The 15,559-nt window shown below is 43.7% G+C and carries 18 protein-coding genes; 5 read left to right on the top strand and 13 right to left on the bottom strand.

Annotated features, from left to right (window positions below; genetic code table 11):
* Nucleotides 1–74: 74 nt before the first annotated feature.
* Together hemB and ribA are read right to left on the bottom strand one after the other, a co-directional pair.
* On the bottom strand, nucleotides 75–1,052 hold the full coding sequence (gene hemB / locus J6836_RS06415; protein WP_219247803.1) for a porphobilinogen synthase: 978 nt from the start codon (nucleotides 1,050–1,052) through the stop codon (nucleotides 75–77).
* A gap of 183 nt (nucleotides 1,053–1,235) precedes the next feature.
* Nucleotides 1,236–1,832 carry a GTP cyclohydrolase II gene (ribA, locus tag J6836_RS06420; RefSeq protein WP_219249412.1) on the bottom strand — a complete coding sequence of 199 codons (597 nt, stop codon included), beginning with the start codon at nucleotides 1,830–1,832 and terminating at the stop codon, nucleotides 1,236–1,238.
* Between the two features lie 218 nt (nucleotides 1,833–2,050).
* On the opposite strand from ribA, the gene J6836_RS06425 reads away from it, so the two are divergent.
* The 5 genes from J6836_RS06425 (at nucleotide 2,051) to yciH (ending at nucleotide 5,511) form a co-directional block, all read left to right on the top strand.
* Nucleotides 2,051–2,791 carry a phosphatase PAP2 family protein gene (locus tag J6836_RS06425; RefSeq protein WP_219247805.1) on the top strand — a complete coding sequence of 247 codons (741 nt, stop codon included), beginning with the start codon at nucleotides 2,051–2,053 and terminating at the stop codon, nucleotides 2,789–2,791.
* A gap of 127 nt (nucleotides 2,792–2,918) precedes the next feature.
* Nucleotides 2,919–3,236, top strand: a complete 318-nt coding sequence (locus J6836_RS06430; protein WP_219247806.1) for a LapA family protein — start codon at nucleotides 2,919–2,921, stop codon at nucleotides 3,234–3,236.
* A 6-nt stretch (nucleotides 3,237–3,242) separates the two neighbouring features.
* Nucleotides 3,243–4,415, top strand: coding sequence for a lipopolysaccharide assembly protein LapB (gene lapB / locus J6836_RS06435; protein WP_219247808.1), 1,173 nt, complete (start codon nucleotides 3,243–3,245; stop codon nucleotides 4,413–4,415).
* Between the two features lie 47 nt (nucleotides 4,416–4,462).
* A complete protein-coding gene (pyrF, locus tag J6836_RS06440) occupies nucleotides 4,463–5,188 on the top strand; it encodes an orotidine-5'-phosphate decarboxylase (protein ID WP_219247810.1) in 726 nt (241 codons plus the stop codon).
* Nucleotides 5,185–5,511: a stress response translation initiation inhibitor YciH gene (yciH, locus tag J6836_RS06445; protein ID WP_219247813.1), complete on the top strand. Its 327-nt coding sequence runs from the start codon at nucleotides 5,185–5,187 to the stop codon at nucleotides 5,509–5,511. The genes pyrF and yciH overlap by 4 nt, the downstream gene beginning before the upstream one ends.
* A 57-nt stretch (nucleotides 5,512–5,568) precedes the next feature.
* Here yciH and nadS read toward each other — a convergent pair whose 3' ends face one another.
* From nadS to rsxA, 11 genes are all read right to left on the bottom strand, one after another.
* On the bottom strand, nucleotides 5,569–5,853 hold the full coding sequence (nadS, locus tag J6836_RS06450) for a NadS family protein (protein ID WP_219247815.1): 285 nt from the start codon (nucleotides 5,851–5,853) through the stop codon (nucleotides 5,569–5,571).
* 1 nt (nucleotide 5,854) lies between these two features.
* Nucleotides 5,855–6,187 (bottom strand): type II toxin-antitoxin system RelE/ParE family toxin, encoded by a 333-nt coding sequence (locus tag J6836_RS06455; protein WP_219247817.1) that lies wholly within the window; start codon nucleotides 6,185–6,187, stop codon nucleotides 5,855–5,857.
* A 155-nt stretch (nucleotides 6,188–6,342) separates the two neighbouring features.
* Complete coding sequence (gene osmB / locus J6836_RS06460; protein WP_036957717.1) at nucleotides 6,343–6,561, bottom strand: osmotically-inducible lipoprotein OsmB; 219 nt, start codon at nucleotides 6,559–6,561, stop codon at nucleotides 6,343–6,345.
* Between the two features lie 200 nt (nucleotides 6,562–6,761).
* Nucleotides 6,762–8,705: an exoribonuclease II gene (locus J6836_RS06465; protein ID WP_219247819.1), complete on the bottom strand. Its 1,944-nt coding sequence runs from the start codon at nucleotides 8,703–8,705 to the stop codon at nucleotides 6,762–6,764.
* A gap of 132 nt (nucleotides 8,706–8,837) precedes the next feature.
* Nucleotides 8,838–9,479, bottom strand: coding sequence for an endonuclease III (nth, locus tag J6836_RS06470; RefSeq protein WP_219247821.1), 642 nt, complete (start codon nucleotides 9,477–9,479; stop codon nucleotides 8,838–8,840).
* Nucleotides 9,480–9,499: 20 nt separating this feature from the next.
* Nucleotides 9,500–10,213, bottom strand: coding sequence for an electron transport complex subunit E (locus tag J6836_RS06475; protein ID WP_219247823.1), 714 nt, complete (start codon nucleotides 10,211–10,213; stop codon nucleotides 9,500–9,502).
* On the bottom strand, nucleotides 10,213–10,842 hold the full coding sequence (gene rsxG, locus J6836_RS06480; RefSeq protein ID WP_219247825.1) for an electron transport complex subunit RsxG: 630 nt from the start codon (nucleotides 10,840–10,842) through the stop codon (nucleotides 10,213–10,215). The genes J6836_RS06475 and rsxG overlap by 1 nt, the downstream gene beginning before the upstream one ends.
* 9 nt (nucleotides 10,843–10,851) lie before the next feature.
* Nucleotides 10,852–11,931, bottom strand: a complete 1,080-nt coding sequence (gene rsxD, locus J6836_RS06485) for an electron transport complex subunit RsxD (protein WP_219247827.1) — start codon at nucleotides 11,929–11,931, stop codon at nucleotides 10,852–10,854.
* An 11-nt stretch (nucleotides 11,932–11,942) separates the two neighbouring features.
* Nucleotides 11,943–14,369 (bottom strand): electron transport complex subunit RsxC, encoded by a 2,427-nt coding sequence (gene rsxC / locus J6836_RS06490; RefSeq protein WP_219247829.1) that lies wholly within the window; start codon nucleotides 14,367–14,369, stop codon nucleotides 11,943–11,945.
* The gene (gene rsxB, locus J6836_RS06495) at nucleotides 14,362–14,976 is read right to left on the bottom strand and encodes an electron transport complex subunit RsxB (RefSeq protein ID WP_219247831.1); all 615 of its coding nucleotides are present in this window, start codon (nucleotides 14,974–14,976) and stop codon (nucleotides 14,362–14,364) included. Before rsxB ends, rsxC begins: the two co-directional genes overlap by 8 nt.
* The gene (gene rsxA, locus J6836_RS06500; RefSeq protein ID WP_219247833.1) at nucleotides 14,976–15,557 is read right to left on the bottom strand and encodes an electron transport complex subunit RsxA; all 582 of its coding nucleotides are present in this window, start codon (nucleotides 15,555–15,557) and stop codon (nucleotides 14,976–14,978) included. The genes rsxB and rsxA overlap by 1 nt, the downstream gene beginning before the upstream one ends.
* Between the last annotated feature and the right edge of the window lie 2 nt (nucleotides 15,558–15,559).

Genomic DNA, 15,559 nt, shown 5'->3' on the forward strand with positions numbered 1-15,559 from the left:
TCTAATCATAAATGCCAAAAAACCGCGATACTGTATTTATATCCAGTATCGCGGTTTTGTTATAAGCTAAAAGACTATAAAACCTTACTTTCAGCCAGTTGTAAGGCAAAATAAGTGAAGATTAGGTCAGCCCCAGCGCGTTTAATTGAGCCTAAGGTTTCCAATGCAACACGCGTTTCATCAATCGCACCGGCTTGCGCTGCAAATTTGATTTGTGCATATTCACCACTGACTTGATATGCACCAATAGGTAATTGCGTATGCTCACGTAAGTCACGGATAATATCGAGATAAGCCCCAGCGGGTTTGATCATCAACGCATCGGCACCTTCACGCTCGTCAATCAGCGACTCATGCAGCGCTTCACGGCGATTCATTGGGTTCATTTGGTAAGTTTTACGGTCACCTTTTAAACATGAACCTGCTGCATCACGAAACGGGCCATACAGTGCAGAAGCGAATTTCGTGGAATAGGACATAATAGCGGTATCCGTAAATCCTGCTTCATCTAGCGCATGGCGAATGGCAGCAACTTGGCCATCCATTGCAGCAGAAGGGGCAATAAAGTCCGCACCTGCACGGGCAGCTGCAACTGCTTGTAAACCTAAATTGTGGATAGTGGCATCGTTATCAACAACGTGGTTATGCATCACACCGCAATGGCCGTGGGAGGTATATTCACAAAAACAGGTATCAGACATCACAATCATTTCAGGAACGGTGTCTTTACAGATACGGGACATACGTGCAACTAAGCCATTTTCTTGCCATGCATCACTGCCATTATCATCAAGGTGATGAGAAACACCAAAAGTCATGACGGATTTAATCCCCGCATTTGCAATACGCTCAATCTCATATGCCAAACGCTTTTCAGGAATACGCATCACACCTGGCATGCTATTGATAGGCATGTAGTCGTCGAGTTCTTCTTCAACGAAAATTGGCAAGCAAAGGTCATTTACTGATAGGTGGGTTTCTTGGAATAAAGTGCGGAGTTTTTCAGTTTTACGCAGTCTTCTCATGCGTTGAATAGAATGCAGGTTGTTCACAATATCTCCTTGTAGTTTGATGAATAAGGGAAAGATAGGATGTTATTCATCAAGGTAATAATATTGGGAACAGTATAAACCTTATAGAAAGAAAGTGAATATAACCATTAAGAAATGGCACACATTGAACGAAGATGATAAAGAAAAGGGAAGAGCGCGGGCACTCTTCCTTGGTGATGGGCGTTATTGATGTTTAAACAGCATATGGCCCATTTTTTGAGCTTTGACATCTAAGTAGTGTTCGTTACTTGGATTACGTCCCACTATCAGTGGCACACGTTCGACAACGTTAATTCCTGCCTCACGCATGATATCAATTTTTTTCGGGTTATTTGTCAACAAACGTACTTCGTTGATCCCCAGTAATTTATACATATCTGAGCACAGCGTAAAGTCACGTTCATCCGCTTTAAAACCTAATTTTAAGTTAGCTTCAACCGTGTCTAAGCCTTGATCTTGCAATGCATATGCACGAATCTTATTTAGCAAGCCAATATTGCGGCCTTCTTGGCGATGATAAAGTAATACCCCGCGACCTTCTTTACTAATTTGAGAAAGCGCCGCTTCTAATTGGAAACCACAATCGCAACGTAGGCTAAAGAGTGCATCACCCGTTAAACATTCAGAGTGAATACGGCTGAGAACGGGGGTCCCCCCAGAAATGTCACCAAAGATTAAAGCGACATGGTCATGACCAGTTGCGATTTCCTCAAAACCCACCATTAGAAATTCCCCGAAAGGTGTTGGAAGTTTTGCTTGAGCAACACGTTTTAGCTGCATTTTTTCATTCATTAGTTAAAGTAACTCTTGCTTAATGTAATAACGTAAATCGATATAAGGTACGACAAGTATAATATATCGATGCTATATGACGTTTTGCATATAGGGGGCTAGTAATCTTTGCACACGACCAGCACTGTATTACTATAACAGAGTTAATCGCGAGTGAATGGAATATTTATTTATAAGACGGAATTAATATTTATGGAATACATTGAATGAGAAAGACTATTTCAATCGTCAGCCTGTTCGCTATTTTATTGGTATTGCCGCCAATGATAATGCTAATTTTAGGATGGCAGTGGGCGCCAGAAAGCCAATTTAAATCAATGAAATGGTTATTATGGCTAACTGATACAGCGGGTGCTCCATACAGCATTATTACGTCACTGGCGCTCATTGGTATTATTGCATTCAGATTACGTGCAGAAAAAAGTATTGCATTGAAGGTGGTGATTATTATTTCGAGCGCTTTGCTACTACAACAAGGCACCAAAACATTACTTAAAAACCATTTTCAAGAGCCTCGGCCTTATGTAGTTTGGCTCGAAGAGCAATATGATGTGACGCATTCGGATTTTTATGAGTTAACACGAGCAGCTCGGACCAAGTTGATTAAAACCGTCGTTAAACAACATGAAGATATTGCTAAGTGGCAACGCAAGCATTGGCAGTCAGAAACAGGGTATTCATTTCCATCAGGGCATATGTTATTTGCTGCTGGATGGGCACTGTTGTTTATCGCTTTTTTTTGGCAAAAAGGCTATTACGGTCTTTCGATTGGTTTAGCTCTCTGGGCCGAAGGAATAGCTTTCAGTCGTATGTTGCTTGGTATGCATTGGCCAATTGATGTCATTACATCTGTCTTTATTAGTGCTGTTTTTGCTATACTGGCTTATGGTGTATTTCTGTCGTTAAAACGAAACAAAAAGCCAGTTAATCTTTCTTCAATAGAGTGATTATTGCGTCAAATCGTGTGAAATCTCGGATTGGTATAAAATAAATTACTTTGTCTGAATGCGCGGGAAATGCTACCTTATCAGGTAGATATTATTGAATGGATACGAACTGATAACGGGAACAAATGTGAAATACTTTCTGATTTTATTACTGGCGGTCGCGTTTTTTATTATCTCGATCACGCTAGGTTCGAGCAATGATCAGGTTATTACATTTAACTACCTGATAGCAAAAGGGGATTTTTCTTTATCAACCCTTCTTGCATCACTTTTTGGTGTCGGTTTTGTGCTGGGATGGCTAGTGTGCGCGGCATTTTATTTGCGTACAATTGTTAGCCTGAAAAACGCACGTCGTAAAATTAGACGTTTAGAATCACAATTAGGTGCTGGAGAAAATAATATTTCTGACTCAACCTCATTAGTGACGACTCAGAACAAGGAATAATCCTGTATGTTCGAGTTGCTGTTTCTGTTGCTTCCTGTGGCTGCCGCTTATGGTTGGTATATGGGGCGCAGAAGTGCTCAACAAGATAAGCAGCAGCATGCCAACCGCTTGTCCCGTGATTATGTGACAGGCGTGAACTTCCTTTTGTCAAATCAACAAGATAAAGCTGTCGATTTGTTTTTAGATATGCTTAAAAACTATGATAGCTCAGCATTTGAAGCGCATCTTACCCTTGGTAACTTATTTCGCTCCCGTGGCGAGGTTGAACGCGCTATTCGTATTCACCAATCGCTGGTGGAAAGTGCGTCTCTATCCTTCGAACAACGTCTTTTAGCCACTCAACAACTCGGTCGTGATTATATGACAGCGGGAGTGTACGATCGCGCTGAAAATATGTTCCAACAATTGACTGATGAAGTGGACTTCAAGCAAAGTGCTTTGCAATCTTTACTGAATATTTACCAGTTAACCAGTGAATGGACAAAAGCTATCGATGTTGCTGGTAAATTAGTTAAACTCGGTCATAACGAGCTGCGTGAGCAAATTGCTCATTTTTACTGTGAGCTAGCCACACAGCAATTGGCAAGTGATGACCTTGATGATGCACAAACCTTATTAAATAAAGCCGAACAAGCCGATAAAAACTGTGCGCGGGTTTCGATTATGAAAGGGCGTATTTTTATTGAGCAAGCCGCGTATGAAAAGGCCATTCATGTTTTAAAGCAAGTGTATGAGCAAGATAGGGAATTGGTCACAGAGACATTACCACTACTCCACATTTGCTATCAACGTACAGGCCAATTGGATGCATGGGAAGATTACTTGCGTCAATGTGTTGCAGGTAATTCGGGTGCTATTGCAGAGCTGTATCTAGCTGATATCATTGTTGAAAAACAAAATCATGAAGCCGCTGCAAATTATATTAATGACCAAATTCAACGCCATCCAACCATGCGCCTATTTTATCGTTTAATGGATTATCACCTGGAAGAAGCGGAAGAAGGCCGAGCAAAAGAAAGTTTGATTTTGCTGCGGAAAATGGTGGGTGAGCAAATTCGCACAAAACCTGATTACGGTTGCCACAAATGTGGCTTTACATCACGTTCATTATATTGGCACTGCCCATCTTGTCGCTCTTGGGATACGATCAAACCCATTCGTGGGTTAGATGGTCAGTGACAGCGTCACTTTTTTAACCTCATAACAACTCATTTAAAGGCTATGAAATGATTTCCTCAACTGAGAACCAGACACACTCGCCAATCATTGTGGCACTTGATTACGAAAATGCCAATGACGCACTGGCGTTTGTTGACCGCATTGACCCGCGTGATTGCCGCCTTAAAGTGGGCAAGGAAATGTTCACATTCAATGGTCCTCAATTTGTTAAATCACTCCATGATCGTGGCTTCGATATCTTCTTAGATTTAAAATTTCACGATATTCCAAATACCGTTGCTCGAGCTGTTGCTGCCTCCGCTGAAATGGGTGTGTGGATGGTGAATGTACATGCGGGCGGTGGGGCTAGAATGATGGAAGCCGCTCGTCAAGCACTTGAAGTTTATGGTAAAGATGCGCCTTTATTAACTGCAGTAACGGTTTTGACCAGCATGGATGAAACTGATTTAGTGGGTGTGGGGATCGAGGATTCGCCTGCGGTTCATGCTGAGCGTCTTGCATTACTGACTAAACAATGTGGACTTGATGGTGTTGTGTGCTCGGCGCATGAAGCACAGCGCTTAAAAAGCTTATGTGGTAAAGATTTTAAATTAGTCACTCCGGGTATTCGCCCTGAAGGCAGTGATGTTGGCGACCAGCGCCGCATTATGACACCACAAGATGCCGTTAAAGCGGGGGTGGATTACATGGTGATTGGTCGCCCGATCACGCGTAGTGAAAACCCAGCATTAACCTTGCAGCAAATTAACCAATCTATTAAAGGCCTCGTATGAGTGATTCAAACAGCCGTCTCGTGTATAGCACAGACATTGGGCGTATTGATGAAGAAAAACCGACGGTAGAAAGGCCAAAAGGTGATGGCATTGTTAGAATTCGCCGTGAAACATCAGGCCGTAAAGGCAAGGGGGTTTGCGTTGTCACTGGGCTTGGCCTTGATGATGCAGAACTCACAAAACTTGCGGCTGAATTGAAAAAAAAATGCGGTTGTGGTGGCGCAGTGAAAGATGGAAATATTGAAATTCAAGGGGATAAACGAGATGTCATTAAGCAACTCCTTGAAGCAAAAGGTATGCAAGTTAAATTAGCTGGTGGCTGATTAAAATAATTAAAGAAAAAACGGTGATTGCAGGTGTAATCACCGTTTTTTTATGGCTTAAATTGCAGCAAGTTCTTTGAATAATTCAGGGTTTCTTTTTATCGCGACTAACACTTTAGCCGCTAGCCCTGTTGGGTTACGTCGCTTTAATTCCCAGCTTTTAATGGTATCGACGCTAGTTCCTAATGCGTGGGCCAATTCGCTTTGTGAAACATTGAGTTGCTCTCTAATCGCTTTGACATCAGCCACTTCATAACGAGTGATTTTAGCGGCTTTTTTTGTGCCGCTTTTGATTTCAACCACTTCTTCTAAAGAGGCTTTTAGTTCATTGAAAATACTCATGTTATACCTCTCCTTTAAGTATTGTTGTGAGTTTTTTTAATTCTGCTTTTTCTTTGTCAGTGAGTGTGTCTTTTTCACTTTTAGGATAAGCCATTATAAAATATATAATTTCTCTAGTAGCTAAAAAATAAATGACCCTAGCACTGCCACTTTTTCCTTGATTACCTACCGCCATTCTAATTTTGCGTAGCCCACCCGTTCCTTGGATGAGGTCGCCTTTATCTGGCCATGCAATAAGTTGATTTTGTAGTGCTCTAAGTTCTTCTGTTGTGGCAATGGTTTGTATTTGCTTGGTGAAAAAAGTGGTTTCAATAAATTCAATAGCATGGCTCATAGGGCTCCCTCCCTAGAATAGATTTAATTAGCGTACAATGTACACCTTTGGTGGTCAAGCATTATCTCTGATAAGACTAGTTTTAGGTAACTTAAAATAAAATAGCGCCAAAAGAATGGCGCTATTTAGAAAATATGGGGAGAGTTTATTGTGAGTTATTTGCCAACTTGGTGACCTATGATCCCACCAATAGCAGCACCGCCTACTGTACCAATTGAACTGCCCCCTGTAAGGACAGCACCACCGACGGCACCGACACCAGCACCAATAGCGGTATTTTTATCGCGCTTAGACATGTTGGAACATGCACTCACGCTAATAGCGACAGTTGCGATAACCATAAATGATAAAATGCGTTTGCTGACAGTATTCATTTTTTAATCCTTAACACGTATTAAACAAATCATAAATTAGCATGATAGGTAAATTTACGAATAAGAATAATCAGGAAAAAATAGCGAATAATGGCTCAAGTTTAACGTTAAATGCGAATTAATCGCTACGGATTAGATTACAAGCGAAGAAAAGACCTTAAGCGTTCACTTAGGGTCTTTTAAAGATAGCATAGAAAGTATTATTCTGCTGGGCGAGCAACGATATTACGTGTTTCCATACGGACTTCCGCAATGGTGACATTAATAATATCATTGAGTTGATATGCTTTTTCGCCTTTAATCAAAACGCTGCCAGTTTCTTGACTGCACTGAATTTCATCACGAACGCTGTGAATAAATGGCGCAGGGACGAACGCTACAGCCCCGTTATCCACTAAGCGAACACGTATACCACCACGGGTAATATCAATAATTTCCGCTGGGAATTTTGTATCTGTACCTTCAAATGGTTTTAGGTAGCGAGAATAGAGCCAGTCACCTACATCGCGTTCAGCCATACGGTTTGCACGGCGGCGTTCTGCCAATTTAATGGAAAGTTCTTCAGTGGGCTTATTCGTTGAAGGTTTGCCAGCAATAATGGATTTTAATAGCCGATGGTTAACAATATCGGTGTATTTACGAATTGGTGATGTCCATGTTGCGTAAGCATCAAAACCGAGACCAAAGTGGGGGCCTGGATCGGCTTTAACTTCAGCAAAGGTTTGGTAACGGCGAATTCGGCTATCTAAGAATTGGGTAGGCTCTGCATCAAGCTTACGACGCAGTTGACGGAAACCCTCTAGCGATAACAACGATTCTGCGGTGGTTTCAATACCATTGTCTTTTAAAGTTTGAACAACTTGCTCAATTTGCAGTGGCTCAAAGCCCATATGCACGTTGAAAACCCCGAAACCTAACTTTTCTTTTAACACGCTTGCTGCGCAGAGGTTAGCAGTGATCATCGCTTCTTCAACAATGCGGTTAGAACTGCGGCGGCTTTCTGAGACAATATCAATGACATTGCCTTTATCATCGAGCACAAAGCGGTAATCAGGGCGGTCTTTAAAGACTAATGCATTGGTTTCACGCCAATGTAAGCGTTTATCTGCCATTTCTTTTAATAGCAAAATTTGTTGCTTATCGGTTTCATTGGCAGGTTGCCAATTTCCGGTTTCTTCAAGCCAATCAGAGACCTCGTCATACACTAATTTGGTTTTTGATTCGACCCAAGCACTGAAAAACTCAATATTGTCATCAATGCGGCCATCTGCATGAATTTGCGTCACACACACTAAAGCAGGGCGGCGTTCATTTGGGCGCAAAGAGCATAAATCATCTGACAATTGACGCGGTAACATGGGAATATTGAAACCGGGTAAATAGTTAGTATAAGAACGTGCAAGGGCTAGCTTGTCTAATTCACTGCCTTCTTGGATATAGCTGGTTGGGTCTGCGATAGCGATAAATAATTTAAGGACACCATCAGCGGTTTTTTCAACATACAGCGCATCATCCATATCTTCAGTGCTAGCGCTGTCGATGGTCACAAAATGTAAGTCAGTTAAGTCAACGCGTTCAATACCTTGATCGTCCCGCTCACTTTCCACCATTTGCGGTTCATTACGGTCTAATTGGTGACGGCGTAACGTTACCCACCATGGCGCAAAGTGGTCATCGCCTTCAGTGATATATTCAGTGATATCTGCGTAAAAGCTTTTATCCCCTTTTAAGGGGTGACGGCGCATTTGAGCGACAACCCAATCATCTTGCTTAAATTCGTGGGTAATGCCATTAACAGGGCGACATAAAATCATGTCTTTGAGTAAAGGGTGATCAGGGATAACAAATAAGCGATTGTCGTTTTCTTTTTTCTGAATTTTACCGACAAATCTGTCTAAAAAAGGCTCGACCAGCTCTTCCGGCTCAGCAAATTCACGGTCTTTATCCGTATGAACAGCTGCGATAACACGGTCACCGTGCATCACTTTTTTCATTTGCGGAGGTGGAATAAAATAGCTTTTTTGGCCATCGACCTCTAAAAAGCCAAAACCTTTTTCAGTACTTTTTACTAACCCTTCAACACGAGGTGTTTGGGCATGTAATGTCTGTTTAAGTTGTGCGAGCAGTGGGTTGTCTTGAAACATACTTACCGTTTTATTAAGTTTGAGTTTGGCTCTATTGTTACGTAAGACAAAGTCTTAGAGCAAGGAAAAAATGCGTTGTGCTTATGATTAGCACGATGACCTATCTTTTTTGCCACAAAAAGCACGATATCGTTAATCCTCTGGGTAGACTTTGTCTTTAAATTCACAGAGGTCTTCGATGATGCATGAACCACAGCGCGGTTTGCGTGCAATACAAGTATAACGCCCATGCAGAATAAACCAGTGATGGCAATCAACTTTAAATTCAGCAGGGACGACTTTGAGTAGTTTTTCTTCAACGGCAACCACGTCTTTACCTGGGGCAAAATTGGTACGGTTGCACACACGAAATATATGGGTGTCGACAGCAATGGTTGGCCAACCAAAGGCCGTATTGAGAACGACATTGGCGGTTTTACGGCCAACACCCGGAAGCGCTTCAAGGGCTTCACGGTTTTCAGGAACTTGACTATTGTGTTTTTCAATCAGTATTTTGCAGGTTTTGTAGACACTCTCTGCTTTGGTATTAAATAGACCAATGGTTTTAATATATTCTTTAATGCCATCGACGCCGAGCGCCATGATCGTTTCTGGGGTATTAGCCACAGGATAAAGCTTGGCGGTGGCTTTGTTAACACTGACATCCGTCGCTTGGGCGGATAATAACACAGAGATCAATAGCTCAAACGGGGAGCTAAATTCTAGCTCCGTCGTTGGGTGAGGGTTGTCGTCTCGAAGGCGAGTTAAAATTTCAATACGTTTTGATTTGTTCATTGCTCACATTAATTTATAGATTAAGAAAGATGACCGCCGCAACCTTGTTGTTTTTCATATTCACGTACGGGCTGATGATCGGCTCGCAAAGCCGCTCTTTTTTTCATTTTTTCATCAATTAAATATTTTGCTGCTAACAATAGGGCAAGGCCAATAAAGGCACCTGGTGGTAGCATAGCGAGTAAAAATGGAGAATCAAGGTGAATAACTTCAATGCGTAATGAGGTTGCCCATGAGCCTAACAGTAAATCTGCCCCATCAAATAAGGTGCCATTGCCTAAAATTTCACGGATTGACCCTAAAACAAACAAGGTCGCCGTTGCGCCTAAGCCCATCGCGAAGCCATCTAATGCTGATAATGCAACAGGATTACGAGACGCGTAGGCTTCTGCACGCCCAATAACAATACAGTTCGTCACAATCAACGGAATAAAAATCCCCAGAGATTCATATAATCCAAAGGCATAAGCATTGATTAACATCTGTACAGCGCTCACAACTGAGGCAATGATCATCACATAAATTGGGATACGAATTTCAGAAGGTACCCAACGGCGTAAGGCGGAAACAGCAACGTTTGTGCATATCAATACCAGTGTTGTTGCAAGGCCAAGCCCGAGTGCATTGGTTGCTGTTGATGAAACAGCTAATAGTGGACAGAGCCCTAATAGCTGTACCAAAGCAGAGTTATTTTTCCATAACCCTTGAACTAATAAATCTTTAGATTCACTCATTATTCTTCCCCACAAGTTGGGTAAGTTGCTAATTCTTGCGGAACAGTTTGCATAAAGACCGCAGTTCGTTTAGTGGCATTGACTACTGCTCTTGGTGTGATGGTGGCGCCAGTGAATTGGTCAAACTCGCCCCCATCTTTTTTGACTGCCCATTTGGGGTCATTTGGCGATTCGATTTTCTTCCCGCTTAAATGGGTGATCCAATCTGAAATACGCGTTTCAATTTTATCACCCAGTCCCGGCGTTTCATGGTGTTCAGTCACACGGACACCTAAAACGGTACCATTAAAATCGGCACCTACTAACAAGTGGATGGCGCCTGAGTATCCATCCAATGCCGTGGTTTCTAACGCTGCGGCAACAGGCTCACCATTTTTGCGGGCAATGTACAAACGCCGCGGCTGTTTATTGCCTAATATCGCTTCATTGGTGACTAGATAACATTCTTTCGTTAAATCATTATCATAGAGGTCACTGGGGACGACTTGGTCGAGCAGTTTCTTCTGCACAATAGCAGCTTGCTCAGCAATAATATCTTTCGTTAAAGTATAGACCGCTGCACTCAATGCCGTGGTTCCCGCAGCGAAGATGGCAAGGATAGTTCCGTGACGTCGCATTGTATTTAACATGTTGGCTCCTTATTTATGCCCATATGCACGCGGTTGAGTGTAATAATCAATTAACGGCACGGTGATGTTGGCCAATAATACGGCGAAGGCAACGGCATCAGGGTACCCGCCATAAACGCGGATCACCCACACTAAGAAACCAATAATCACACCAAAAATAATCCGTCCTTTTGGTGTCGTTGAGGCTGTCACCGGGTCGGTTGCGATAAAGAACGCACCTAACATGGTGGCACCTGATAGTAAATGAACCAACGGAGGTGCATAACGGCTATCATCAATCAGATAACTGATTACTGCGAAAACAGCCAGTGTACCTAAGAATGACAGCGGAATATGCCAACTAATAATACGGCGGTTAATCATGATCAAACCACCAACAAGATACGCAATGTTTACCCACTGCCAGCCAATTCCTGCTAATGAACCTTGTAAAATAGGCTGCTGCAATACGTCAGAAATAGGATGTGTTAGCAAACCCGTTTTAAAGCTATCCAGCGGCGTGGCTTGGCTCATACCATCTATGCCTGTTCGCAACTGATCAAGCGTCACTCCCGAAGAGGTGTGCCCACTGAAGATAACTGACAAACTATCAATGGCGGAGATATGCATGTTTTGCAATTCTTGCGGTGGTAGCCAGTTGGTCATATGCACAGGGAATGATATCAATAATACAACGTAGCCAACCATAGCTGGGTTGAATGGGTTTTGTCCTAACCCTCCATAACATTGCTTGGCGATGGTAATTGCAAAGAATGTCCCTAATACAATCAGCCACCAAGGTGATAACGGTGGTAGGCTGATCCCCAATAATAGGGCGGTGACAACGGCAGAATTATCTTTAAGCACAGGAACAACAGGCTGTTTACGTAAGCGTATGGAAACGGCTTCGGTCACAACGGCAGTTAGCATTGCTAAAATGATTTGATAGAGAGTTCCAATACCAAAAAAGTAAATTTGTGCCGCAATTCCCGGAATGGCAGCGAGAAGTACCCAAAACATCACTAAGCTGGTGCTTTGGTTATTATGAGTAAATGGTGCGCTTGCAATTTTTAGTCGGCGATTTTTCGCATCAATTGGCCTAAATTTCATTTCGTTATCACTTACTCTGTTATCGTTTGTTCATTGTGCTTTTCAGCTTGTTTCGCTTTGACGCGGGCAATCGCAGCAGCAACCGCAATTTTCCGAGGGTCAGTTTCTTCCTCGATGGGTTGCTCGGCCGCAGGCGATAATTCATCAATTGCAGTTTGCTCCTGCGCCGCTTTTTTGGCTTTCGCACGGGCAATTGCCGCAGCAACAGCCGCTTTACGTGGGTCGACGTTGGCTTCTACTTGCGCTTCAACTGCAGGCTCAGTTTGCTCCTGCGCCGCTTTTTTGGCCTTCGCACGGGCAATTGCCGCAGCAACAGCGGCTTTGCGAGGGTCGACGTCGGCTTCTACTTGCGCTTCTACCGCAGGCTCAGTTTGCTCCTGCGCCGCTTTTTTGGCTTTCGCACGGGCAATTGCCGCAGCAACAGCGGCTTTGCGAGGGTCGACGTTGGCTTCTACTTGCGCTTCAACCGCAGGCTCAGTTTGCTCCTGCGCCGCTTTTTTGGCCTTCGCACGGGCAATTGCCGCAGCAACAGCGGCTTTGCGAGGGTCGACGTCGGCTTCTACTTGCGCTTCTACCGCAGGCTCAGTTTGCTCCTGCGCCGCTTTTTTGGCTTTCGCACGGGCAATTGCCGCAGCAACAGCGGCTTTACGTGGGTCGACATCGGCTTCTATTTGCGCTTCAACCGCAGGCTCAGTTTGCTCCTGCGCCGCTTTTTTGGCTTTCGCGCGGGCAATTGCCGCAGCAACAGCCGCTTTACGTGGGTCAACATCCGACCCGTTAACGGGCGCATTAACTTGCTCATTAGCCAGTTTTTCAGCTTGTTTGGCTCGAGCTTGTGCTTTTCGCGCTTCACGAGCTGCAATAACCGCGCTGTTATCAGGTAATTCGCCGGAAATAATATTGATTGGCTCTTGGCTCGCAGTTTGTTTTGCTTTCACTCGCGCCAATGCCGCATTTACTGCGTCTTTATCTGCACTTTCAACTTGAACTGCTGCTTTTTTATGGCGTTCTTCGCGGGCAAGTTTGTCGCGTTCCATTCGTTGTTGTTTCGCCTCAAAGCGTAATTTTGCTTCTGCCGCACGGCGTTCTTCTTGTGCGATCTCGCGAATTTCTGCTTTTTCTTGGCGATAGTATTGGACTAACGGAATATTACTTGGGCAAACGTAGGCGCAAGCACCACACTCGATGCAATCGAATAAATTGTGTTTTTGTGCTTTTTCATGCTCATCACCTTTGCTGAACCAGTATAGTTGTTGAGGTAATAAAGCCGCAGGGCAGGCATCAACACATAACCCACAACGGATACAGGCTTCTTCAAGGGCTTTTGGCCCCATTTCTTCCATTGTTGGCACTAAAAGGCAGTTACAAATTTTGACTACAGGGACATTGAGGTCGGGTAGGGTAAAGCCCATTAGTGGGCCACCCATGATCACCATTTGCTCCGGTTCAGGGTTAAAGCCCGACTGTTGCAGTAAGTGTTTCACTGGCGTACCTAAACGCGCCCAGAAATTACCCGGTTGGGAAATCGCTTCACCCGTTACTGTCACAACACGCTCAATTAATGGCTGACCATCAATTACAGCCCGTTTAATGGCAACAACCGTCCCCACGTTTTGCATCAATACCCCAATTTGGGATGAACGAGCGCCAGACGGCACTTCTTTACCCGTTAAAATTTTCGTTAGCTGTTTAGCGCCCCCTGAGGGGTATTTGGTGGGGATCACGCGAACAAAAATTTTGCTGTCTTGTTTTGTAATGGCTTTATTCAGAGCTTGGATAGCTTCTGGTTTATTATCTTCAATACCTATCAATACTTGGTCTGGATTTAATAAGTGTTGTAAGACACGGCAGCCTTCAATCACTTCTTGGGCATGTTCTTGCATTAACCTATCATCAGCGGTGATATAAGGCTCACATTCAGCGGCGTTGATAATTAATGTTTTAATTGCATCTTTACCGCCGGCTAATTTAGATGCCGTCGGGAAGCCCGCACCACCTAAACCAGCGATCCCAGCTTGTTCAATTTTATGTAGCAATTCTGGTTTGGTTAACTGTTGGTAATCTGGAACTGGCGTTAATGGGCACCAAGCATCTTGGCCATCAGATTGAATACGCACACATAATTCTTTTAAACCAGAGGGATGTGCAGTGACCATTGGTTCAATTGCCGTAATTGTTCCTGACGTTGACGCGTGAACAGGTACCGTACGGCCAAGGCCACGTGTTAACGGCTGGCCTTTAAGCACAGTATCACCCACTTGAACAATAAGCTCACCTTCAGGCCCTAAATGCTGTTGCAACGGGATAATCAGCTCATTAGGTACAGTTGCAACCCGCATAGGGGTACGACTGGATTGCAGCTTCATTTCAGGCGGGTGAATACCGCCGTCAAAATCCCAGATATTGTCTTTTTTCAACCAACTGAATAACTTACGCATGGGAATTCTCCCTTGCTGGCATCACAGGTTGTTCAACAGGGTCAACCGAAATATTCTTCACAGGAATGGTATTTAAGTCCCACTTCCAGTTTGCAGTCGTTGTTTTCACGGGTACAAGTTCAATACAGTCAGTTGGGCAGGGCGCGACACACAAATCACACCCAGTACATAAATCTTCAATTACGGTATGCATAGCACGAGTGGCACCAACAATGGCATCAACAGGGCAAGCTTGGATACATTTTGTGCAACCGATGCAATTTTCTTCATCGATAATGGCGACTTTACGAACAGGGTTCTGCGCTGCTTCATCACCATCAATGGGTTGCGGGTCGACATTCAGCAATTCTGCTATTTTTAGCATGACTTGCTCGCCACCTGGTGCGCATTTATTGATCATTTCACCATTGTTCGCGACGGCTTCCGCGTAAGGGCGGCAACCTGGGTAGCTACATTGGCCACATTGGCTTTGAGGTAAAATCGCTTCAACTTGCTCGACAATCGGGTCGGCTTCCACTTTAAAACGTAATGAAGCATAGCCTAAAATTAGGCCAAAAATTAAGCCAAATACGGCTAATATACCGATGGCAATCCAGACAGACATCATTAGAATTTCACCAAACCACTAAAGCCCATGAATGCAAGGGACATCAGCCCAGCAGTGATCAGGCCAATGGAAGAACCACGGAATGGGGCAGGGACATTGGCAACAGCAAGTCGCTCACGGATAGCGGCAAACAGGACCATAACAAGAGAGAAGCCTACTGAAGCACCAAACCCATACACCGCAGATTGCAAGAAGCTATGGGACATATTGATGTTTAACAGTGCGACACCTAATACCGCGCAGTTTGTTGTGATCAAGGGTAAGAAAATACCTAATAAACGGTATAAGGTAGGGCTCGTTTTTCGCACAACCATTTCTGTAAATTGCACCACAACAGCAATCGCAAGGATAAAGCTCAGCGTGCGCAAATAGAGAAGGTCAAGAGGAACAAGGATTAATGTATCAATTAACCATGAACTTATAGAAGCTAGCGTCATGACAAACGCAGTTGCAAGCCCCATACCAATGGCAGGTTCTAATTTTTTTGATACACCCATAAATGGGCATAACCCAAGAAATTTAACAAGGACGAAGTTGTTAACCAGCACCGTACCAATAAAGAGTAATAGATAATCAGTCATGC

Origin of the sequence: Providencia sp. R33, assembly GCF_019343475.1 — a bacterium.
Taxonomy (GTDB): Bacteria; Pseudomonadota; Gammaproteobacteria; order Enterobacterales; family Enterobacteriaceae; genus Providencia.